Raw genomic sequence first — 23870 nt, forward strand, 5'->3', positions numbered from 1 at the left:
AAAATCGTATTTTAGATTAAAATATTTACACCTACCGAAAATGCATTTACCAAAGCCGATACCATACCTTATCAAGGTAGTGTTTTTTTGCCTTTGCCTTAATTATGCACAAGGCCAATCCGTGCTGATCCAACAGGAGCAGCACAGGCTCCCCTTCATAAAAGACAGCATCGGCCAGGTAAACTGCCTAAACCGGATAGGAATGCTTTACCACCTAAAAAACGCCGATAGCTGTTTCTATTACGGCATTAAGGCTAAAGCTATAGCGATGAGACTCCATTACCCCAAAGGAAAAACGGATGCAGACAACGTTATTGCTTCTGCGCTTTACCTGAGTGGGTTGTACAGGGAGTCGCTGGATTTGTTCAGTAAAGAGTTGTTAGCTTACAGGCAACAAGCAGATACGGCAAACACAGCCCAGGCATTATTGAACATGGCGACAGTGTATGCAGAAATTGGAGACAGCGTGAAAGCTAAAGTACTTTCCCGCCAGGCTATCCAAACCGGCAGAAGACTGAAACAGGACAGTATTATGAGCCTGGTATATGCCAATTATTGCCTGGTTAATGCCGCACTTCCTGATGACAGTGTTAGCTATTACCTGGATAGATCAAGAAAGGTTGCAGCAAGGTATAAAGATGAGCGGATGCTGATCGCTATCCTGCAGATAAAAGCGAATAACCTGCTTAATAAAGGGAGGAAACAGGAAGCCCTGCCGCTGATCAAGCAATCTTTATCCGAATCGCGGGATGACGGGCTGGAATATTTTGAGATCAACTCGTTTGGATTATATGCCGCTTATTATGCAGACAAACCTGACAGTGTACTGAGTTACTATAATCGTGCCTACAAGCTGGTTCAGGAAAGGGGTTATGTTTTCATGAGGGTTAAGGTACTAAAGGTTATTTTAGCTTATACCGAAATGTCGGGCAATAAGGATAAAATCGTAGGCGTTCACAATTTAATGGAAACGGCCTTAACGGCCGAGAATGATAAACTAAAAAAATTCATTGGCGATTACATCAAGTATAATGCGATACAGGATGATAACACGTTGCTGGGAATCAGTAATAAAAGCAATAAAACCAAGATCTGGCTGTTGATTGCTGTTTGTACAGTAAGTATCCTGTTGATCCTGATCGTTTCCCGTCAGTACCAGATCTCCCGCCATTTAAACCGGAAGATTGTCCAACAGAACAACCAAATGCAAAAAACGCTGATTGATTTGGAGCAGAGCCAGGAAGACAATACCCGGATGATGCAGATAGTAGCCCATGATCTGCGCAACCCCATTGGCGGAATAACCTCGGTAGCGACTATAATGCTGGAAGACGAGGACCGATCGGCTGAAGACAGGATGATGCTGGAGCTTATTAAAACTTCAGGTCAAAACTCGCTTGAATTAGTAAGCGACCTGCTCCAGGTGCACACCCGGGTAGAAAACTTGAAAATAGAACCTGTAGACCTATCACTCATGTTGCATTATTGTGTTGACCTGTTGCGTTACAAGGCAGATGCCAAAGGGCAATATATTAATTTACAAACCACACCTGTTATTTTATCTGTAAACCGGGAAAAGATGTGGCGGGTAGTTAGCAACCTGATTGCCAACGCAATTAAGTTTAGTCCTAGTGGCGCAAGTATCCTTGTAAAACTGGAAGAAAAAGAAAAACATGTAATTATTGCCGTAGAAGATCATGGTATCGGAATCCCTGTAGAGATAAAAGATAAAATATTTGACATGTTTACCGAAGCAAGAAGACCCGGAACAGCCGGAGAACAGCCGTTTGGTTTAGGATTAGCCATTTCCAAACAAATTGTAGAGGCACATGGAGGTGAGATCTGGTTCAACAGCAAACGGAATAATGGAACAATCTTTTATGTAAAACTGCCAATAGTGTAATAACGTTTTTAACCAGGTGCTGTATTGGTGGGTATTTACGATGGGAAAATAAAAAGAGACAGCCTAAAAATAGACTGTCTCTCTTTGTTACTCCAAATATGGTTTTACCAACCAGGGTTTTGCGTTAAATTTTTATTAAGCGTCATATCATATGGAGGTATTGCCCATACGAACTTATTATCAGTAGCGGCAATGGTTAAGGTAATGCCCTGCCCTAAAAGAACATCAGCGTTTTGAGGGGTGCCCCTTGTGAAGCCCAAATGCCAGCGTTTAAGGTCATCTAAACGGAAGCCTTCAAAGGCAAGTTCAAGGGTCCTTTCATTCCTGATCGCATCTGTTAAAGCAGTTCCGCTGGCGTTAATTGTACTTCCGGCTACACGTGCGGCATGCAATAAATTAAGATATTTTAAAGCATTTGCCTCATCAGAATTACCAGCGGCAGCCTCAGCGGCTATCAAATACATTTCGCCGATACGAAATACCTTCGATGCATTAACCCCGTTAGAAATTGTGCCTTTAGGATAAAATGCGGGATTACCCGGATATTTAAATACTAAATTAAGATTGGCTTTAACGTCGTTTATATTTACCGGAAGATTGGAGAAATAGGTGGCTTTGCGTATATCTGTATTAGCGTACATATCAACTATCGATTTTGTTGGAAGATATGAAGGATTATAAGCCTTTGTGCTATTTGTAAAATTTGTAAAGGTTAAATTACCGCCAGCCAGTTCAGTTATGCTGGCAAAGCATTGGTAAATATCTTCTTGCGTACCATCATTATACCAGTAATTTTGCAGATCTGCCAAATTATTAACAAGTGGATATTTCCCGCTGTTAATTAATTTAGTGGCAGCAGCGTATGCCCCGGCCCAATCATGCATGTGCAGCCTTACCCTTGCCTCTAATGCTGTAGCTACATCTATGTTAAAGGAGTGAGCTCCCTGTGCACCCGTAACGCCTGCAAGCAAACCTTCTGCTGTTGTAATATCTGATAAGATCTGATCATAAACAGCCTTAACACTTGCCCTGGCAGGCAATGCATTTATATCGTAGGTTAAAACCAGGGGAACACCCGGATTTGCAGCAGCACTGTTAGCATCGTCATAAGCTTTACCATATCTTACTATTAACGCATGATAGTAAAAGGCCCTTGCCAGGTAAAGATCGCCTGTATATTGGCTTAATTTCGCAGCATCGGCTGCACTGGTGGTTTTAATGGTTTTAAACCCTGCAATAGCAATATTAATCTGGGTAATATTACCATAATTCCCCCACGTACCGCCTACATCACCGGCTTGAAGAAACGCCCCCCATTTGTATAAATCGGTATTGTTATTACCGTTACTCAAGGTAATATTTAATTGATCGGCCTGTATATCAGTCACTGCGCCAGCAATAGACTGGGCGCCCCTGAAGTTTGCGTAGGTGCCTATATCCCACTTTAATGCATCGCTTATCGACTCAAAACCAGTATTGAGGTCAATTGAATCATGCGGGTGTATAGCATCAATTTTTTTGCAGGCAGTAATAACCGTAAGGATCATTAGCCCGGCCATAAAATATATATTGTATCTTTTCATGTCTGTTATCATTTAAATTATACTTTAATTTTTCAGAAGGTAGCTTCAAGGCCCAGTGAATATTGTTTAGTGCTTGGAAATTGACCATAAGATAAGTTTGAATCAATTTCCGGATCGGGACCAGTGTATTTGGTAATAGTAAACAGGTTACGCCCTTCCAGGAAAATCTTGAAAGCCTTTAACACTTTTGTATGCTCCAGAAGCGACTTAGGCACTGAATAACTTAACGTAAGATCTTTCAAACGCATGAATGACGCATCCTGAATCAGACTTGAATCAAACTGAGTTAGCTGATAGTTATTAATATCAGGGAACTGAGTTACGTCTCCCGGTTTTTTCCAGTAATTCTGTACAATTTTATATGCGTTGTAGCCCACCGGATAAACGTTGGGGTTTTGGAAATAATAACCGTCATTGCTTAACAGGTGTTTCCCTAAAGCATAATAGAACATTACTTCCAGGCTAAACCCTTTATATCCGCCGTTAAAGCCAAAGCTGCCTGTTGACGGTGCAAACTGACCAATACCCGAGTTCTGCTGCAGTGCATCACTGTTAAAATCGCTTGTTACAGCTTTAGGATCTTTACGGGTGATGGATGGATTTGAGCCAGGCAGATACCATTGCGGCGCTCCTGTTTGAGAATTAACACCTGCAAACAACGGAAGATAAAAGTTTACTGGCTGTCCTACTACCCATGCCTGTAAAAAGCCAGGTTGCGGGAAACTGCTCCTGCCCTGGAATAACTTAGTGATCTTGTTATGGGTAATCTCGTTCTTTAAGAAAAAGGTAAGGTAACCGTTGTGTACTTTATCCTTCCATAAATCGACTGCAAGATCAATATCGAACCCTTTGTTTTGTAAGGTACCCGTATTTTGTGTAATGGTTGTGAACCCCGATGTTGTAGGAAAGGGAACATCTATCAGCATTTGCGAAGTAACATCAATATAATAGGAAACATCCAACCTAATCCTGTCAAGCACAGCCACGTTCATCCCAAAAGTGGTTTTCTGGTGCTGTTCCCATGTTAAATACGGAGACCCGGGGTTGGTTACATTGTACCCCAGCGTATTATTATAAGGACCGGCGTTGCCTATTAATGCAAGACTTGTATAGTTACCAATCAAAGAGTTTCCGGAAGTCCCGGTGTTTGCCTTTAGTGTTAGGTTATCTATCCATGAAACATCCTTTAAAAAATTCTCCTTCTTGGCTTCCCAGCCTAAACCACCAGACCAAAAAGTACCCGAACGATGCGCTACACTAAACCTTGACGATGCATCGTTACGGATAGAGGCAACTGCATAATATTTTTCATTAAAATCATAATTCAGTTTGCCGAAATATGAATTATAAACATATTCATAGTTATAAGAGCCTATATCCCTTGGGCTGGCTATGGTATTTCCGAGTAATATTAAACGGTTATCGGTTAATCCCTGACCGGAAGCAGAAAAACCCTGATCGCCACCGTCTGAATATTCCTGGCCAGCCAGGGCGGTGATATGGTTTACTGCGCCTACAGTAAATGCATATTCTGCTGTGTTAGTGAATGTTTTTCTCACATTTCTTTCATAACTCTCGCTGTTTGTACCCAGTTTAGAACCAACACCAAGGTATGAAGGTAATGTTAAGGTTGAATTTGTAAAATCATAGCCATTTAAGCCTGCCTGGGATTTAAGGGTTAGCCCGCTAATTGGTTTAACCTGAACATATGCTGTTGGGTTAAAGGTAAACTTACTGTTGTTGATCGGATTTTGGCTGGTACGGTAATAAGGGTCGTAACGATTGCCCCAGCCGGGAATGGTTACATATCTTGAGCCGTCAGGAGCATAAGGGCTGGCATACGGAGGGGCGAACATGCCCAACCCGCCATTTGTACTGTTAGCCGTGAAAGGGTTAGTATGCGTAATATCATAGGTAAGCGCCATGTTTAAGCCAACCTGTGTCCATTTATTTACCGTTGAGCTTATATTTGAGCGCAGATTATAACGATTATATCCGGATTCAGCAGCTATACCTACAGATTTGAGATAACCACCGGATATATAATAAGTGGTTTTGCCGCCGCCGCCAGATATAGCTACATTTTCTTGCGCGGTTGGTGCATTCCTTTTATAATAATAATTATACCATTTGGTATCGGCATTCTTCACCGGTATTGCCGCTAAAACAGCATCCAGTTGGGCCTGGGTTTGCAGGCCTGAACTTACATCAAAATTCTCCAATTCCTTGGCATTCATAAAGCTGTGAAAAAATTTGTAGCTTGCTATGCTCGAAAGGCTGTACTGGCTGGTTAATGTAATGGTAGCAGGCTTATTGAACGAACCATGATTGGTATTGATAATAATTACACCATTGGCTGCCTGCGCACCATATATAGACAGCGCTGTTGCATCCTTTAAAATTTTCCAGTCATGAATATCATTAGGGTTTAATGTCAATACTGTAGCTAAGTCAATAGGAGTACCATCAAGGATTACATAAGGGTCAGTGCCTGATGTTAAAGAGCCTAAACCGTGAAGCCGGATAGATGGTACCGTCGATGGTTCGCCTGAGCCTGATAAGATACTCAAGCCTGGAACCCTGCCCTGCAAGGCGTCCAATGCATTGGGCACCGGCTTGTCATCGGTTTCAGCTCCTGAAACTGTAACTACTGTTGATACAACTTTTTCAGTTGCAGCATTTGGTGTGCCGTACCCCCCTAAAACCACTACTTCGTTTAACCCAAAAGATTGCGATTTTAGTTTAACTAGAATATTACCGGAAGTTGCTCTAATTTCCTGTGTAATATATCCAATAAAAGAGATCTGTAAAATTGAATTTTCTTCAACATTTTTTAAAGTGAACGTCCCATTTACATCAACAACAGTACTTTGGTTACCCTTTTTTACTTTAACGGTAGCTCCCTTTAAAGGCACTCCGGCTGTATCGACAACCTTACCAGTAACTGTAATAAGCTGCACAGACGCTGCAGCTTGTATATTAACTGCCGGTGTTCCTTCTTTTATAACAATTGAATTTTCATAAAAAGTGTAAACCAATGGCATTCCCTGCAGACAGGCTTTCATCACTTCATCCAAAGAAGAATTATCAAAATCCGCATTGATTTTTTGGCTGGCTTTAAGCTTATTTGGCTGATATAATACATCATGACCCGTTTGCTTTTTAATTTCTTTAAAAACCTGTTTAAGCGTTATCTCTTTCTTTTTTAAGCTTACTCGTTGAGCATAGGTGAATGCATTTACCTGCATTAAGCTTACAATCAATAAAACAATAGTCAGTTTCATTATCAGCAGGAACTTTGTTATACGGCCTTGCAGCCAGCATAAAGAATTAGTATAAATTTTATACATTTGATTATCTGTTTAAATTAAAAATAGTAGTCAACACACTGTTCGGTTTGATCAGACATTCTCTTCAGGGGTGTTGCAAGCACCCCTGATTTTTTTTATACTGATCACCGGTTGATTTTTACCGTTAAGCGTCTTCTTCCAGGTTTTTCATTTCGATTAAGTTTAGTTAATAATTAATTTATTGTTATTGTTTGGATAAGGTTACTTCGTTACCAATATTTTATTGTCTTCTATTTTAAAATGGGCCGCATTTGTTAATTCAAGGGTTTTAATTACCTGCGAAACATTTTTATATCTTGATACACTACCGCTAAAAAGCTGGTATTTTGCCGTGTTATTACCATATTCTACGTCTAAATTATACCAGCGGCCAACTTTCTTCATGATGCTTTCCAGGCTTTCATCGTTAAATTCAAAATACCCGTTTTTCCAGGCCAGGGCATCGTCGGTATCTACCATTTCTACTTTTAGATTGTAATCATCAACCAGCGACTGTTGTCCCGGCTTTATTACAATAGTATTATGGCTGGTGAACGAAGAAACCCTTACCGATCCTTCAACCAATGTTGTCCTGGTAATACGCTCATCTTCGTAGGCATAAATATTAAAGTGAGTTCCCAAAACTTCCACTTCCTGCAGCCGAGTTTTTACCTTAAACGGAGAAGACTGTTTATGTACAACTTCAAAATATGCCTCACCATTTAATTCTACCATGCGCTCCTTTTTATCAAATACAACAGGGTATTTAACTGTTGATGCCGCATTAAGCCAAACGTGTGAACCATCTGGCAGAATCAACTGATATTGCTCGCCTTTTGCTGTAGTTAGCGTATTAAACTGCGTTTTAAGTGAGTCTTTACCCGGTGCTGCATTTGCCTTGTAAATAATCTCTCCCGATTTGGTTTTATTAATGATTACACCTGCATCGCTGGCGAGCTGCCCATCCGAAACATCATTAAGTATAATTTTCTTCCCGTTTGATAAAATCAGCGTCGCCCTGTTTTTACCAGGTCTGGCATCTTTTTTGGTTACTTTAGCAGTGTAAGCGTTATCTTTTTTATGCAGGATAAAGTAAGCACCGAAAGAAAGAAAAATCAATAATGATGCTGCAACTGCTAGCCTGTGCCAGTTAGACTTCGGTGCTGGCTCCTCGTATTTAAATACCAGGTTACTGCGGATAAGCTCTAAATTTTCATCAAGGTCAACATCGCTTAGTTCATTATTAGTGCTTTCAGCTTGTTTAAGGTACCAACTTTCAAGAGCTGCCTTTTCATCAGGATTTAACTTCCCTTTACCGTACTTTTTTAAAAGCGATATTATCTGTTTGTCGGTCATAGTTAACAGGGATTTCCCTTAATAACCTATAAGACGGCAAAGTCATCTTAAAGTATTAGAGAAACAGAAAAAAAAATTACAATTTGATAAACAGGATTTAACAATACTCTTTCCCGGAATTAATAAAAGTTGGAGCACGGATCATTTTTCCCATGATAGCTCAAGGGCAAATCAAATTCCAAGTAATTATTTAACTGACTTTAAGCTAGTTATATTTTAACAGATAAATATTGGCGTCCGCTTCCGATACAACCAATGTTCGGAACCGGATAATAATAGACTTAGAAGAAAGTATTTTAGATGGAATCAAAAGTGAAACCAATAAATAAAGAAAAAGAGCCACAGAGGATGTTGCTTTTAAATTTTAAAAAAACAGAAATATTGCGGATATGGAGGTAAGCTTTAGCCTTAAAATTTTAACAGCATTGTGAACCTGCTGTTTTACTGTTTTATCAGATATATTTAATTGCTGACCTATTTGCTTATAAGATAGCTCGTCCTGGCGGCTCAATTCAAATACAGTGCGCATTTTTGATGGCAATGCGGCAATTTCCTTTTCAATAATAGTTGCTAATTGTTTTTCTCTGATTTGCCCATCTGCAGTATAATTACCCTCTGCTATGAAGTCGCGAATAGAGTCTGCATATTTAGAGATAACCTTTTGGTGGCTAATCAGGTCAAAGATCCGGTTCCGCACCGAGCTATATAAATAAGCTGATAAAGAACTTTTAAAGCTAAGGTTTTCTCTTTTATCCCATAAGGTTAAAAAAACATCCTGAATTACATCGTTAGCCTCCTCCTGGTTGTTAAGCAAGCGGAAAGCATGCCTATATAAAATTACTTTATACCGGTCAAAAATTTCTGTATAGACAAGTGGGTTGCCTTCTTTTAAAATGGCAGCTAATTCCCGATCGGTGAATTTGCTGTAGTCTGTCATTAAGCTTAAGTATTATTAAATTGTTAATAGTTGAACAATAATAACGTATTTTCCAGTACGTAACAAATTTACTACGTTATCTGCCTAAGGGATTTTAAATAATTTGCTTGCGGTGCTTTAAGTAGTCTTCTGAGCCGGATTGTATCTCTTTTATTATGGAGTTTAGGTTTCTAAATATAAATGTGTTTTGTGGCTCATTTGAATAAGCTCAAAATTCAATCCGCCTGGATACGAAAACAGAACTCATTTAAATAAAATCTCTTCAAGCCCGGTTTTGGGCGAATTTCTTCATTTACAATTGCAAACACTAAAATTATTAGCATAACTTTACCGCCGATGAACCCGGTAATGCAATTAGCTTTTGATTATGTAGAATCTACTAACACGGTTGTTTTTTTAACCGGAAAAGCAGGTACCGGCAAGACAACTTTCCTTCAACAGATCCGCCATGAATCAAAAAAGAGACTAGCTGTGGTTGCTCCCACTGGCGTTGCTGCTATCAATGCCGGCGGCATGACCATCCACTCTTTATTCCAGATCCCGTTCGGGCCAATTATCCCGGGCGGGAATACCAGGCCGGATGTTCATTATAGCGAAGAAAAGAAAGAGTTGCTGACCAATTTAGAATTGATGATCATTGATGAGGTCAGCATGGTGCGCCCTGACGTGCTCGACCAAATCGACCTGATCCTCCGGAATGTAAAAGAATCGGCACATCCATTCGGCGGTGTGCAACTCTTACTTATAGGTGATCTTTCCCAGCTCAGCCCAATCATTCGCGATGAGGAATGGGTAATGTTGAGCCGTTATTATACCACACCGTATTTTTTTAGCAGCCAGGTAATGCAAAAGGCATCATGTGTGCGGATAGAGCTTGACCATGTGTTCCGGCAAAAGGAGCAGGTTTTTGTCGATATCCTGAATGAAGTACGCAACCAGGCTATTAGTGCGGCAAACCTGGAATTATTGAATGCCCGGTACCAGCCAAACTTCCGCCCTACCGCTGAGGATCCATACATTACATTAACCACCCATAATGCACTGGCGCAACAAATCAATAGTGAGTTTATTGAAGTACTACCGGAACAGGAATTTGAGTTTAAAGCCACCATACGCGGAGAGTTCCCGAAAGATGCTTACCCTACCGAAACTACGCTAAAACTCAAAACCGGTGCCCAGGTAATGTTCGTCAAGAATGACAGCTCGGCCGAAAAGCTATTTTATAATGGCAAGATAGGGACCATCACACGGATTGAAAGCGACACGGTTTTTGTCCAATGCGGCAATGAAGGTAAAGAGGTAGCAGTTCAGGCTCTTGAATGGACCAATATCAAGTACCAGCTGGAGGAACAGGAGATCAGTGAAACCAATGCGGGCAGCTTCGCACAGATCCCCTTAAAGCTTGCCTGGGCTATTACTATTCATAAAAGCCAGGGACTTAGCTTTGACAAGGCCATTATTGATGTGAGCGAAGCATTTACCCACGGCCAGGCCTATGTTGCCCTGAGCCGTTGCCGCAGCCTGGCAGGCATGGTGCTCCGCAACCCTATCGCCCCGCACAATATTATTGGCGATCCGGCCATTGCCCATTTTAACGAACTGGCCAAATCTACAAAGCCAGATCTGGCGAGCCTGGAGCAGCACCGCGAGCTTTACCGGCAATACCTGCTTTCGGAACTCTTTAACTTTAATGGCCTCAAAATTAAAGCGCGCGGTTTTGAAGAACTTATTCCTGACCTGCAAAAAGACATTTTTGATGTGGCAGAAAAGTTTGGACGGCAATTAACAACAGAACGCACCGGGAAAGCAGCCATCTACTTCCGCGAAAAACTAAAGGAAGCCATCGAAAGCCTGCATAAGCAAATCCCGGGCCTGATTGGGAACTCGAAAGAAAAAGCAGCCAAGGCTGATCAGCTCATCCGCTACCTTATGACCCGGCTTAACCTAATGGAGTATTTTGCTAAAGAAAACTTTACCGCTGAGGGGTACCTGGCAATCAAAAAAAACGCGCAAGCTAACGCAGCAGCCGACCAATCACGCTCTTACGTAAAAGCACTGAACGCCAAACCAAACGAAAAGCTATTTAATCAAATACTCAGCTGGCGTGATACAATGGCCGAAAAGGACAAGGTAATGCCGAACATGATCCTGTCTGAAAAAACGATGGCAACTATTGCTGAAAAACTTCCGGAGGTGCTCAAAACACTTAGCGCTATCAAAGGCGTGGGTCCACAAAAAGCGGCACAATACGGCCCGGAGCTTATCGGCCTTGTCCGCTCTTATCAGAAGGAATTGCAAGGCCCGGAAAAGGAACAGGGAATTTTGTTTTAGAGCTGTCAGATTATTAGGAATATCAAATTGTTAGCTTGAGCAAAGCTGGTGAAATAGTCTGCTTGAACACGTTGATAAACTTTTGACGCCTAAAATCAACCCGTTCATCGATAAATAATTCCAGTTAAAGGAAACTTTGTAGCCTGATCAAAATAATGCGTATTATAGCATTAATGATTTTCAACAAATCAAAATATAGGGAAATTATAGATCACTACCTTCCGGTATTACTCCATTGGTTGGGTTGGGTAGCCTATATACTGGCAGTGTATAACGGCAATTCAGCCGGACATAATTTTATTGAGTTCTCAACCCATTACGGGCCGAAATTTATATTCCAGGCACTCATTTTTTACATTAATTATCTTTATCTAATTCCTGTAGCACTTGCCAAATTGAAGATACTGCGCTATATTTCTCTTAATATGGCCCTTGTATTCCTGCTTGGTGTGTTTCTGGCAAGCGTCCATTACCCTAATACTAACCTGAATCGCTTTCCTTTCCTCAAAAATATTTGGATAGACAGCCTGAACATTACCTGGTTTCTAATATTATCTATATTGATTCGTTTCAGTACAGACTGGTTCAGGCAAAAACAATTGGAAAAGGAAAGGGAAAATCAGCAGTTAAAAACAGAATTAGATTTTTTGAAGGCACAGGTTAACCCTCATTTTTTCTTTAATTCCCTCAATAACCTTTACGCATTGTCACTCAGGCAAGCACCGGAAACACCGGAAACAATACTGAGAATATCCAGGATCATGCGTTACCTGCTTTACGAGACAGACGTTAAGGAGGTACCATTAGCACATGAAGCTGAAATGATAGCGACCTATATCTCATTGCAACAATTAAAAAATAAATCAGGCGAAAATATCGGCATGGAAATTATCGGAGATCCCGGGTCAATTCAAATAGAGCCATTGCTGTTGTTACCAATAATTGAAAATATATTTAAACACGGAGCCGAACCTATAAATATTGAGTTACAAGTTAGTCCACTAATGATTCAATTAAAAACCAACAATAAGATCAGAAGCAATAATGAAAAAATTATTGGCGGGATAGGCTTATCTAATTTAAAACGCCGGCTGGTTTTGCTATACCCAAATGCGCACCAGTTGGAACTACAGAAAAAGGATGATAATTTTACAGCTATACTTACTTTAAATCTTCAATCCAGGTAAATGATCAGGTGTATTGCCATTGATGATGAGTTTTTAGCCCTGGAGGTGATAGAAAACTATGCAGGAAGGTTGCCATTTCTACACCTGGCCGGAACTTTCACTAATGCAATTGAAGCTTTATCAATACTGGCTGATGAAAATATAGACCTCTTGTTCCTGGATATTGAAATGCCGGACATCAACGGCCTTGCTTTTTTAAAGGTATTGAAAAAACCGCCCCTGGTTATCTTCACTACAGCGTTTTCACAATTTGCCCTCGATGGTTTCGAAGCTGATGCGGTAGATTATTTAATCAAGCCTATTCCATTTGAACGATTCTTAAAAGCGGTACAGAAAGCACAGCAACGATTAAAGGTCCCGGAGACCAGCAGCTACCAGGATCATCTATTTATTAAATCCGACTATAAAACTATCCGTGTTGCATTGAGTGATATCTTATACATTGAAGGCATGAAGGATTATGTGTGTATCCATACCATCTCACAATCAGTTAATACTTTGTTAAGCATCACAGCTCTCTTAGAAAGACTTCCGGCCCTAAATTTTGTGCGCGTTCACCGGTCCTTTGTAATTGCATTGGACAAAATCGGCAGTATTGAGCGTAGCGCCATACTAATAGGTGAATCAAAAATACCTATTGGCGATCAGTACCGTGAAGAATTGATGAGGCGGATCAGCCGATAAATATTAACTCCAAATTTTAGCCGGTTCAAGGCTAAAATCCTCCCTTTGATGATTTAATTCTTTGCCTTTTGTTATTAAGATTTCTTTTGATGCTGTAAATAATTTAACAGTAAAAAGAAATGATAATAAACAAGCTAATCATTGAAACCAGGAATCTGGATTTCTCCTTCCACCAGGGGATACCGATCCTCCGGGATATTAACCTCCAGGTACCCGCGGGAAGCATCTATGGATTTTTAGGCCCAAACGGTGCAGGCAAAACCACTACCCTAAGATTATTACTGGGCCTGATCAAACAAGAAGAATCATCGATTCAAATTTTCGGTCAGGATTTTTGGCCTAACCGCATTGCAGTTTTAAGCCGGATAGGTTCGCTGATCGAACAACCTTCTTTATACGCACACCTTTCCGGCAGCGAAAACCTGGAAGTATTTAGACTGAGCTATGGATCTGACAAAAAACGCATCGGTGAAGTACTGGATATTGTAGGCCTGTCAAGCGCCAAAGAAAAAAAAGCAAGGGAGTATTCTTTAGGCATGAAACAACGACTGGCTATTGCTATTGCCCTGCTCCACCAGCCGGATTTATTGATTTTAGATGAGCCAACTAATGGCCTTGACCCCAACGGTATTGTTGAGATCAGGGAATTGCTCCGAAAATTGAACCAGGAACACAGCATTACAATTTTGATCTCCAGCCATCTTTTATCAGAAGTAGAAAAGATAGCCACACATTTAGGAATTATTAACCAGGGTAAATTGATCTTCCAGGGAACTCAAGCTGAACTGCAACAATTCAAAACAGCAGCGTTAACACTTTCAGCAGAAGTTAATGACTTGCCTAAAGCTACAGCACTTATCAAAAATAGCTTTGTGATTAAACAGGTTGACAGGCAATTGCTGATCAGCATCCAAAACAAAGAACAGGTAGCTGAGATTGCCCAGATCTGGGTTAAAAATCAAATCGATATTTACCAGCTTGCTCTATTGAAAAGCGACCTGGAAGATCTATTTATTCAAATTATAAACGCTTAATCATGAACAAATTTATTTCAAATACCCATGCAGAGTTCCTGAAAAGTAAAGGGACAGCCGTTATATGGATAACAATCGTTGCTGCGATTTTTGTTCCAGTTATCGATTTTATCATTTGCCTTGAGAGGCCTGACGTAATGATTAACCGGATGCAACCCGGTTTCTGGTTGCCTTATTTACAATTCGTATGGAAAAATACGGCTGCCATCATTGTCCCTATTTATACCATTCTGATTACCAGTTTGATTGTACAAATTGAATACCGTAATAATACATGGAAACAGGTGTATGCCTCGCCACGAAAATTTGGGGATATTTTCTTTTCCAAGCTAATTGTGATCAATGCCCTTGTTTTTCTCTTCTTTGTTTTATTTAGCTTATTCTTTACTTTATCGGGATTAGCTGTTGGTATGGTCAATACAGCTTATCGCGTTTCTGACAATCCCATCCCTTTTGAAGCTGTTACTGCTTTGGCTGGCAGGGTTTACCTAGGGATTGTACCGGTAATGGCTATTCAGTACTGGCTGAGCCTGCGTTTTAAAAATTTCGTTATTCCCTTAGGTATCGGGATTGGACTTTGGATCTCAGGTGTTGTACTTTTGGATTGGGATAAGATCATTTATTATCCCTACATGTATGCGCCACTGATGTTCTTTACAGACTTTACAAACCATCCTGAATCCTTATCAAAATTGGTTGTTAATTCATCTGTTTGCTTTGTTCTTGCATTGCTGCTCGGTGCTTGGAATATCCGCCGCCTAAAAGAAAAAGGATAAGCTAACCCATTTATTTACTATTTAAATAAATCCAATATACAAAAAAGCTATTGGCAAATTGCTAAGAGCTTAAAAGGGGTAAATAATGGGGGCAAAATCCGCAATCACACCATATTATGCTGATTATTTCAAAATAATCAATTCAGTACCAACCCCGCTGTAATTAGTTTTAAGTAGAAATCACAGGCAAATCCTGGTAAGAATTAGAAGGAAGACTTTGGGTTATTAAAGGTTGGGGAGGATAATAATGCCCCAAAACTGAAATACAAAACGTCATACCCGGTTGAAAGTTTACAAAATAATAAAACCCGTCTGCACCCGTAATGGCATATGAGCTAACTTCCCATTTTCGTGCTTGTCCATTCCAAAGCATAAAATCAACTCTTACATTTGCCAAAGGATAGTATTTGCCGTTAACATTACGAACAACCTGACCACGGATATTGGTAGCTTTTGCCATCTCCACATTTAAGGTCAGTAAAACAATAAAAGCTATAAATAAATATTTCATGTTATGATGATTTATTGGTTAGCTAAAATAGATGGCGGTATAGTATTGCTGTTAGTCCTGGTTAAAACAGTTGTTGTGTGGTTGTTTATTTTACTTAATTGAGATACTATGGGCTGTGCTTTATAAATTTTCGAAGTAATTTTGATTGTCCTGTCTTTCGCATTAACATTTGTTGATTTTTTAGCAATTGGCAAGGCAAATGTCCCATATCCATTCCTGAATGATAACTGGCTTTTTATCGTATCACCCATTTTGGTCAGATCATCATTATCAAGATAAAATTGAATTATTTCTCCGTTACTTATATAATCAATAGCCCTTGGAAAGCAAAAGATCGAATCTAACTGTACATACTTGGCATATTGTAACTGGTCGATCTCGTGTGTACTATCTGTCATTAATTTTAATTGATATTGCACCTTCCATGGCCTGTCTTTCACCAACTGGGTTATTTTATTCGTTAATACTCTCGACGAATCAATACCAGCCAGGATAACACTTGTTTGTGAATAAATAGCGGCAAACAAAACAATATAAATAGCGGCCGATCCTGTAGCGTTTATTTTAAACCCGCTAAAGTTCCCGTTAGCAAAGAATTTATCTTCAGGCGCAATTTTGAATAATCCATAAGCAGGCCCTAAAGGCACTAAAAATATTAAAGTCAAACATAATATCTTATACAGCGGATCTAAATTATCGTATTCCATATTCCTGATATTTAGAGATTTGTAATTAATGTGATTTAAAGGTTAAAGAAATCTTAAATAAATGTATATATAGTATCTATAAAAAAGCCCAGTAAAAACACTCAATTTTAATACGTGTTTTTACTGGATTTTAAAGAGTATTTTAACAGCAAATAGCATGTTTTCCTTAAACTTAAAGCCGCCGGCTCAATTGATAAGGGCTGAAAGTTTATAGGCATAAATAAAAAAGACATAGTTTTAAAAACTTTGTAAGTCTGATTAGTTTTCATGGTCCTTAATGGTACAAATCCCGAATCGGTTTATACTCGATTTGCAACAAAGTGCTGGATTTTAGAAGTAAAACCTATTCCCTATCTTTAGGTTAAAATGCATATCATGAAAAAGTTTACGCTAATCGGCCTGCTATGCATGGCCTTCCTGTTGGGCTATGGTTTCAGCCGTTTAACAACCCCTGTCAATAGCGGTCCGCGTGTGACGGGCATCGGCGGTATCTTTTTTAAAGCCAAAGACCCCGCAGCGCTGAAGGCCTGGTATAGCAAGAACCTGGGCATCCGCATTGGGGGATTCGGTTCAAATTTTGAATGGCACCAGGGCATGGACAGCACAAAAAAGGGGTTTACCATATGGGCGCCGTTTAAGGAAACCACCAAATACTTTCAACCCTCTGAAAAGCAATTTATGATCAACTACCGCGTGGAAGGGTTGGATCAGCTTTTAACCCAAATGAAAGCGGGAGGAATCCTGCCGACTGACAGCGTGCAAAAGACGAGCTATGGTAATTTTGTACACCTGATGGACCCGGAGGGCAATAAGATTGAATTATGGGAGCCCAATGATGTAGAATTTGCCAAAATGGGCACCATCACCACCAAATAAAACCAAAAAGACTTACGAAGTTTTGAAAACTTCGTAAGTCTGATCATGTTGGGTCAATGATAGGACTGATTTCGAACCAGTTTATTACCGATCTACAACAAGTAGCACGGTTTTAATCCTTGAAAGATTATGAGTTCTACATGCCACCAGCCTTGATTTTATAATATGATTTGTAAGCGACAAGCCGTTTCAGCAAGTCGCTGCCAGCCTTTACAATTTTGGCTGCTTCAACCTCACCAGCAGGCATAATGATGTACCCATAGGGTCCTTTCTTATCTCCAAAAACGGTATTATCCGGGTTACCTACAAATGGGCCCTGGTCTTTGTCGCCACCAATATCAGTAGTATTCATATAGGGAGCATAAAACATATAATGAGGCATACTCATGGTCATTATCTTATTATCATTCGGGTCACCCGGATATCCTCGCATAACGGGGGCCAGCATATAAGATATTCCGGGGCTTGACGGTGCCTTGTATATGCCTTTCCTGATCCGGTCTATCACTATATCTTTGACCTGTTTAGCTGTAAACTTTCCGGATGCGCGCATGGCCGCCACATCCTGGTAAACAGGAAAAATTGCTTTGGTGCCTACAGGGTCAAAGCTAATGGGCATGGTAAGGTCTTCCCTGAATTCCCCCCATTCCCATTCTGTCCTGGTAATAAAACATATAAATCCATTCGTTCCTTTTTGAACGGCATAATAGCCTTTTGCCGGATCTAATAAATAAACAGCAGCACCTTTGCGCAGATGAGGAGGCAATGCGCTTAATGCATAGTCCCTTTCCAGGTCTGCAGGCATTTTTTCAAGCTTCGCATTCGCCATTTTTTGGCAAAAACTCTTGATGGGTAACAATAAAAACTGGGAAGTTATCAATAAGGCAACAAGGAGAAAAAAGAACTTCTGACTTTTCTTTGGCAAACTGATTGAATTATTCATGATTGTGGGATTATGCTAAAAGGCGGTTTCGAACACAGTAAAGTTATCCGATACAACCATATATAACGAGGGGAAAAAAAGACAATTTAAGGGGCTCTTTGCGCCATTTGGTTAACAGTATCAATTGCATTACGGCGGCGTGTGTTGATCTGTATTTACCTTGGTGAATATTATCACCGCCCCATACGAACAAAAAACGCGCCCCATTTTCATGGGAAGTGTTTGGGTAAATGATGGGGCTCGAACCCACTACCCTCAGAACCACAAGTTGGCGTTCATAGGCTACAGGTATATGGATGTAATCTATGTACAGCAAGTCGAAATATTTTTAAAGTTTGTAATTATTTGCAAGGTCTTATAAAAAAGAATATGTTTGATAATCAGGCTTAATAAATGAAAAAACTTTTAATCATTGCTATTTTAATATCAGGATTAGCTTCTTGCAAGAAGGATAATAACTCAACCCAAAACGACAAAGTTTCAATTGTAGGAAAATGGCGTTATAAAAGCCAACGCGTAGTGGTTTATAATGTTGACGGTTCTGTACATAGTGATGAAACTCTTACACAGTTTGGCGACGATAAATATTTGCAATATAATGAGGATGGTACAGGTAAAGCTTATGATGGAGGATCAGATTTTGAGTTTACTTATTCGATTAAAGGCAATACCGAAACTGAATATAAGACCCCAACGCTTCCCTATTACACTCCTTACATCTATACGGTTTCATTTACAAAAACAACACTTACCAGGCATATTGAAGTTTTACCTGGTAATGGCACAAGATCCACTTATGACGAAGTGCTTTACAGATAATTTTTCTCAATAACGGCGAAGCAGGTAAGGTGGACGATATACCAATCGGATATCTGTGGCACTGTTAATATCGGCATTAAAGATGGTGGAAATGCTGACACTGTTTTGTCAGTACTTTTTGCACTTTTCGTGGTAGTTTTTAAGTGTAAAACTGATACAATGACCCGGAAATGCACTTTTTACCAAAATGTATTGACTGGTTGCTGTTTCACCCTGTACACGTTGTTTCACTGTGAACAGCGGTGTTTGTGACAATTAATACGCTGCGCTGTTAGTTACGCAATTGTCCAATGATTGCAAATCGAATCCTAACTACATCTGAAAAATAAAAAGTTACAGGCAAAAAAAATGGGGCAAAAGTCTGATTTTAAGACCTTGCCCCACGCGGGGTAAATGATGGGGCTCGAACCCACGACCCTCGGTACCACAAACTTACGGTACGCTTATATAAAGCCCTAAATTACAACAACTTAACTGTCGACTAAATCACCTTGTAAAACAGTTGTAAAACAACAGGTGAAGTTGGTTTCTATTCAAAAAACATAATGTCGATTGATCAAAAATAACATTTTTTTCTATTCCATGAAAGTAATGGCTATTGAAATATAAGGTTTTAGTAAAAAAATTCAAATCGAGTATTTCCTAACATCCTGAAATTCAAAAAAGCCATCAACTCCGTTTTTCCTGTTAAATACCATTCGATACTCATAATCGAATTTCGGCTCTTTTTCACCCCAGATACCCCATACCAGGCAGGAATTTGTGGCGCTGAGGTATGCGTCAACCAGGTCTTTTCTCAGAAATGCCAAACGGTGTTTGCGGGTTTCACCGGTGAACGATTCTTTATACAAGGTAGCCGGCTCACCATCTGCAGTTATCAATTCAAATGACCTGGGTTGAGGATAAACCGGCATATCCTTTGCCAACTCTTTTGACAGGATCGTGTAATGACCGATATGGTTGACAAAATCATTATTGGACCAGGCATACTCCATGACCGGAATCAACACCTCAAATTTTGCGGTTGTCACATCATCGACAACTCGGCTTTTGGGGTTTCTTGTAGTAAAGATCAATTGATTCCCCTCGACCTTGGAGGTAAAAATGGGGAAATAACCTTCCTCCCCCTCCTTAACTCGCTTTTTCTTCCGGGAGAGTTCAAAGCTCATCTCCACAATATTCGGGTAGGCCGCTGCTGGATCCAGGTACAGTTCGCCGGCAAAGGAATAATGATTTTGCAGGATCTCAGGTATCCACCTTCCGCCAAGTCGTTGTTTGAGAAACAGGGGCATAAATTTTTCCATATCCTCCTGCTTAACGATCAGGCCGCGGATGAAGGTAAACCTCGCGCGGTCATGCAGGCTATCCACTTGGTTGATATAACCGTCCATGCAAACCCAGTCATAGCCATTTTCGGTGTGCCGTAAACAATTGTCAATTGGAGGAACATCTTTAATTTGAAGCCAGTCGGAAAGTGAAAGGGAACGGTCGCCAAGCAGGTCATTGACAGGAAAATCCGACTCTTGCGGCCTTTCCGGAAAGCAGGGGTCAATATCCGCCTCTGAACTCCGAAAATCGTTGAACCGCTCATCATCCAATAGGCCCAGGTCTCTCCGGTATCCTGCAAGTTCAAAATAGGCGATCCAGCAATACTTTTTACCATATCGTTCCACTGCAGGCCGCTGGCGATCATAATTACCGTAACTTTGGATATGTTTGTCAACCGATTCAAACTCCTCCATACTCCAGCCCAGCTCATACACGCGATAAAAAATCTGCCCCCTGACCTTTGTTTTTTCCGGAGGATTCGAGTAAGAGAATCCATCTTTAACCAAGCCGCCGATGGTATAATTACTGAAATCCATACGAATAGGGCCACCATATATCTTATCCGCGCCTTTTGTTACCGGGAATTTAAGCGCCTTACTTTGTTTATATGGAGCCATAATGTCCTGAATGGTTATACGCTCTGCTAATTTAGGATTATAATACAGGGTCACCTGGATGATCCGGCTGGCGTAATCACGGGCAAGGACGTGGGAAGTGTAATAAGGAGCTTTTTTTCCGAACATCAGATTATACAGGCTTATCGCAATTTCCTGTAGTTCATTGGTTTGAAAATCTTTATCGGAATGTTTTTGACGGGAAAGGATAACACCATAAAGTGCCGCCAGCATACGCTCCCAAAGGTAAGGATCATTACAGGCCAGTGAGTCATACACTCTTTTTGCAAAACCCATAGGAAATCTGCATCCATAGTGATAAAGGGCTTTGGTAGCCGTGTCCCGGAGCTTACGGTCAGTAGTGGTCAGGAACCACTGCACATAGGCCATGAGCAGGTGCAATCTTTCCTCTGCTTCAGTCCCTATGATATCTTTCCTGCATTCTGTGATGATTTCGTCCAGCAAGGGATGAAATTCATAACTATTACTGCGCAGGTGTTCTGACCAGGAAAGATCCCTGTGCCTAACACTGAGGTTAAACAGCAGGTCGGAAAGCATCAGGCTATTTAAGGGGTGGTCCTTCTCCGTCAGGGTAATACGGAACAGGGAAACGATATTATTCCTGTTCTCCTGCGCTGTCAAAAAATAAGATTTCACGATTTCGATATCGGCAGGTCGGATATACCTTCCGTTAAGGCGCCATAAGTTGCATACCGATTCGCTATGAATATAGGGATCATCTGTGGGCCCGTAAAAATCATGCAGCATACATGTTTTATATTGTGGAAGCAACAAGGCCACTTCCTGGACAATATTCTCATAAAGCGGGTGCGGGTGTCCCTTCTGAACCTTTTGATGAAACTCGCCGCCAGGCTGTAAATATGCTTCTGGTTTAGAACTGACTAGGTATTTGGCAATGATGAAACCGGAGATAATTTCAAAAGTCAGCGATACAAATTCGCCGGCTTCTCGGATATCCCTGGTCAGCATTAATCCTTCATCAATCAGCAGGTCTGCTTTGGAGGAGCCTTGGGCATAAGGTTGGTCACCATCGATCAAGCGGTAATAATCATCGATAGGAATTTCGCGAAGACTATTAGCCCACAGGTATGCCGCGAGCTTGTTCATGCTTTGTAATACAAACGGCTCATTTTTCCGTAGCAAATGGGAAGTCCTGAGCAGCTTTTCATTGACCCGCTGGAAATACAGGCCGAACAGTTCGTCGTTGCTGTCGCTGTCAATATTTACGCGAACCTCCTTCTCAGTGCGCCAATCGGGATTTTTGATCTCACAAAAGATTCTCAGGAAAATAGGTCTTTCGAACCGGTAAAGATTGGCAAAGGTCAGATCTGCGGTGAGTCGGTATTTCCCAAAATATTTATCGACCGCTTCTCTAATAATGTCATAATCGAAACGTTCCAGGTAATGAAAATAATGCCGGTATTCGTCGCTCCGGATATTACCCTTATAGGATGTCCGGCAGGTTGTTACCAGCACAAGGTTCTCTGTTTTGGCGATCATGTTATAAAATCCAATCAGGTGATCCTGCCAGATAGTTGAAAAATACCGCCCGTAAATCGTCTCATTAAGTCCGTCAATGACGATCGGTATTTTTGCGCCATGTACTTTTCCATAATTGTCAAGGACAGCCACTAGGTCGCTGAAGGAATAGGTTAGAGGAACATCCAGTAATTTCAGGAAAGCCTCACCTAAATTACTTTCATTGTTAAAAGAATCTCCTGTCAGAAAGATGGCCGGCAGTCCTTTTTGCAGCCGTTTAAAAACGATGTCACAGGATACATGCGTTTTCCCGGCAGCAGCATTGCCCAGGAAGACCATATAGTTTGTTGTTTGATGAAGATAGTTCCGGACTACGCGGTCATAGTTTTCAAAATAGCGCCGTATGGAATTGTAAATATCCTTTGCCTTTGTTTCCAGAGTGGTTCCATCTTTAAGTTCAGCCTTGGGGAATTCGTTTAAATAATTATAGGCTTCTTTGTCGCTTCCGTCGGGTTTGATCAGTTGGTTATATTGGCCGAGGTCAAATTCTTCGATGCAGGCCATTACACGGTTAAACCAGGCATGCTGCTTCTGGTACAACCAGGTGAACCGCGAGAAATACTGAACAACCCGGTTTCTCAGTTCTTTTTCCTCGGGGTTATGGGAATACCCTAAGTTAAATTCCTCGATGTCTTTGATAATTTCGCTAATAGATTTCGGGATATCAGCGAAAAGCCGCTCAACCAGGTCCTTGTAGTCCGGGTTCAATAAGGCGCTGTCTATGAGTGATTGTTCATAATCGGATATGGTATGCAGATAAGGATCGTATTTTTCCTTGGTTTTGGTTAAGGCGTGCTCACATTTCCTGTTAAACCAATCTTGGTTAATTTCCAGTTCACCAAAAAAGAACTGGCGCAATCCATAATTTTTCGGTTCAGCTAAGGAGTAAACGATTTCACTTTCGCCCTGGAACTTTATTTTCAGGTTGTGACCGGCGGGAACCTTTAGTGGCAGGATATCATTGAACCAATCCAACTCTCCCAGTTGTCTAATCCCCTTTTTGTTGGTTAGGCCAACTGTTAGATCGGTTCTTAAGCAAAGGGTCCATTGGGAAATGGCCGGGTAATTATTACAGGCAGTTTCCAGAGAATTTTCGATACTTTTGGTTCGGCCGGCATGGCTTAGCCTGCCATTATCATCATAAAACTTACATTGCCAGCCCCAGATTTCCCCGTTTGCTAACTGAAGAAAAAACTCAATTCCCCCATCGCCACCGTCACCAGCGATAGGTGTAAACGCACCTAAATGACCATATTCTTTTTTTGCTAATTGATAAATCAATAACTCAAAAGACCGGGTTGCTTTGTGATTAAATGGTTGAAGTTCGGAAAAGTTAACTTTATTGATGGTCGTCATGCAGTACAGGTTAGGGTGATTCGCTTTATTAAGGG

Annotated in this window: 16 protein-coding genes; 8 read left to right on the forward strand and 8 right to left on the reverse strand. The window is 40.8% G+C overall.

Annotated elements, in window-relative coordinates; genetic code table 11:
- The first annotated feature begins 40 nt into the window (after positions 1 to 40).
- Complete coding sequence (locus tag BUE31_RS13950) at positions 41 to 1903, forward strand: tetratricopeptide repeat-containing sensor histidine kinase (protein ID WP_073404434.1); 1863 nt, start codon at positions 41 to 43, stop codon at positions 1901 to 1903.
- Between the two features lie 104 nt (positions 1904 to 2007).
- Here the strand turns inward: BUE31_RS13950 and BUE31_RS13955 are convergent, their stop codons facing one another.
- The 4 genes from BUE31_RS13955 to BUE31_RS13970 all read right to left on the reverse strand — a co-directional run bounded on the left by BUE31_RS13955 (position 2008) and on the right by BUE31_RS13970 (position 9108).
- Entirely contained in the window at positions 2008 to 3486 is a 1479-nt protein-coding gene (locus tag BUE31_RS13955) for a RagB/SusD family nutrient uptake outer membrane protein (RefSeq protein WP_073404435.1), read from the reverse strand.
- 32 nt (positions 3487 to 3518) lie between these two features.
- On the reverse strand, positions 3519 to 6836 hold the full coding sequence (locus BUE31_RS13960) for a SusC/RagA family TonB-linked outer membrane protein (protein WP_083619903.1): 3318 nt from the start codon (positions 6834 to 6836) through the stop codon (positions 3519 to 3521).
- Positions 6837 to 7037: 201 nt separating this feature from the next.
- Positions 7038 to 8171: a FecR family protein gene (locus tag BUE31_RS13965; RefSeq protein WP_073404436.1), complete on the reverse strand. Its 1134-nt coding sequence runs from the start codon at positions 8169 to 8171 to the stop codon at positions 7038 to 7040.
- A 364-nt stretch (positions 8172 to 8535) separates the two neighbouring features.
- Positions 8536 to 9108 carry an RNA polymerase sigma factor gene (locus BUE31_RS13970; RefSeq protein ID WP_073404437.1) on the reverse strand — a complete coding sequence of 191 codons (573 nt, stop codon included), beginning with the start codon at positions 9106 to 9108 and terminating at the stop codon, positions 8536 to 8538.
- 336 nt (positions 9109 to 9444) lie between these two features.
- Here BUE31_RS13970 and BUE31_RS13975 point away from each other — a divergent pair, with 336 nt between their 5' ends.
- From BUE31_RS13975 to BUE31_RS13995, 5 genes are all read left to right on the forward strand, one after another.
- On the forward strand, positions 9445 to 11439 hold the full coding sequence (locus tag BUE31_RS13975) for an HRDC domain-containing protein (protein WP_073404438.1): 1995 nt from the start codon (positions 9445 to 9447) through the stop codon (positions 11437 to 11439).
- A 155-nt stretch (positions 11440 to 11594) separates the two neighbouring features.
- Positions 11595 to 12626, forward strand: a complete 1032-nt coding sequence (locus BUE31_RS13980) for a sensor histidine kinase (RefSeq protein WP_073404439.1) — start codon at positions 11595 to 11597, stop codon at positions 12624 to 12626.
- The gene (locus BUE31_RS13985) at positions 12627 to 13310 is read left to right on the forward strand and encodes a LytR/AlgR family response regulator transcription factor (RefSeq protein ID WP_073404440.1); all 684 of its coding nucleotides are present in this window, start codon (positions 12627 to 12629) and stop codon (positions 13308 to 13310) included.
- Positions 13311 to 13429: 119 nt separating this feature from the next.
- Positions 13430 to 14344, forward strand: a complete 915-nt coding sequence (locus BUE31_RS13990; RefSeq protein ID WP_073404441.1) for an ABC transporter ATP-binding protein — start codon at positions 13430 to 13432, stop codon at positions 14342 to 14344.
- A 2-nt stretch (positions 14345 to 14346) separates the two neighbouring features.
- Entirely contained in the window at positions 14347 to 15120 is a 774-nt protein-coding gene (locus BUE31_RS13995) for an ABC transporter permease (protein ID WP_073404442.1), read from the forward strand.
- A gap of 169 nt (positions 15121 to 15289) precedes the next feature.
- Here the strand turns inward: BUE31_RS13995 and BUE31_RS14000 are convergent, their stop codons facing one another.
- Both BUE31_RS14000 and BUE31_RS14005 read right to left on the reverse strand, forming a co-directional pair.
- Positions 15290 to 15631, reverse strand: coding sequence for a hypothetical protein (locus tag BUE31_RS14000; RefSeq protein WP_073404443.1), 342 nt, complete (start codon positions 15629 to 15631; stop codon positions 15290 to 15292).
- Positions 15632 to 15642: 11 nt separating this feature from the next.
- Positions 15643 to 16338, reverse strand: coding sequence for a hypothetical protein (locus tag BUE31_RS14005; protein ID WP_073404444.1), 696 nt, complete (start codon positions 16336 to 16338; stop codon positions 15643 to 15645).
- 375 nt (positions 16339 to 16713) lie between these two features.
- Between BUE31_RS14005 and BUE31_RS14010 the strand changes: the two genes are divergently transcribed.
- Positions 16714 to 17214 carry a VOC family protein gene (locus BUE31_RS14010; RefSeq protein ID WP_200801925.1) on the forward strand — a complete coding sequence of 167 codons (501 nt, stop codon included), beginning with the start codon at positions 16714 to 16716 and terminating at the stop codon, positions 17212 to 17214.
- Positions 17215 to 17350: 136 nt separating this feature from the next.
- On the opposite strand, the gene BUE31_RS14015 is transcribed toward BUE31_RS14010, so the two are convergent.
- Positions 17351 to 18157, reverse strand: coding sequence for a hypothetical protein (locus BUE31_RS14015; protein WP_143167128.1), 807 nt, complete (start codon positions 18155 to 18157; stop codon positions 17351 to 17353).
- 393 nt (positions 18158 to 18550) lie between these two features.
- On the opposite strand from BUE31_RS14015, the gene BUE31_RS14020 reads away from it, so the two are divergent.
- On the forward strand, positions 18551 to 18976 hold the full coding sequence (locus tag BUE31_RS14020) for a hypothetical protein (protein ID WP_073404446.1): 426 nt from the start codon (positions 18551 to 18553) through the stop codon (positions 18974 to 18976).
- Positions 18977 to 19602: 626 nt separating this feature from the next.
- Here BUE31_RS14020 and BUE31_RS14025 read toward each other — a convergent pair.
- Positions 19603 to 23835: an NACHT domain-containing protein gene (locus tag BUE31_RS14025; protein ID WP_073404447.1), complete on the reverse strand. Its 4233-nt coding sequence runs from the start codon at positions 23833 to 23835 to the stop codon at positions 19603 to 19605.
- Between the last annotated feature and the right edge of the window lie 35 nt (positions 23836 to 23870).

The sequence above is a fragment of the Mucilaginibacter sp. OK098 genome, assembly GCF_900142915.1.
Lineage (GTDB): Bacteria > Bacteroidota > Bacteroidia > Sphingobacteriales > Sphingobacteriaceae > Mucilaginibacter.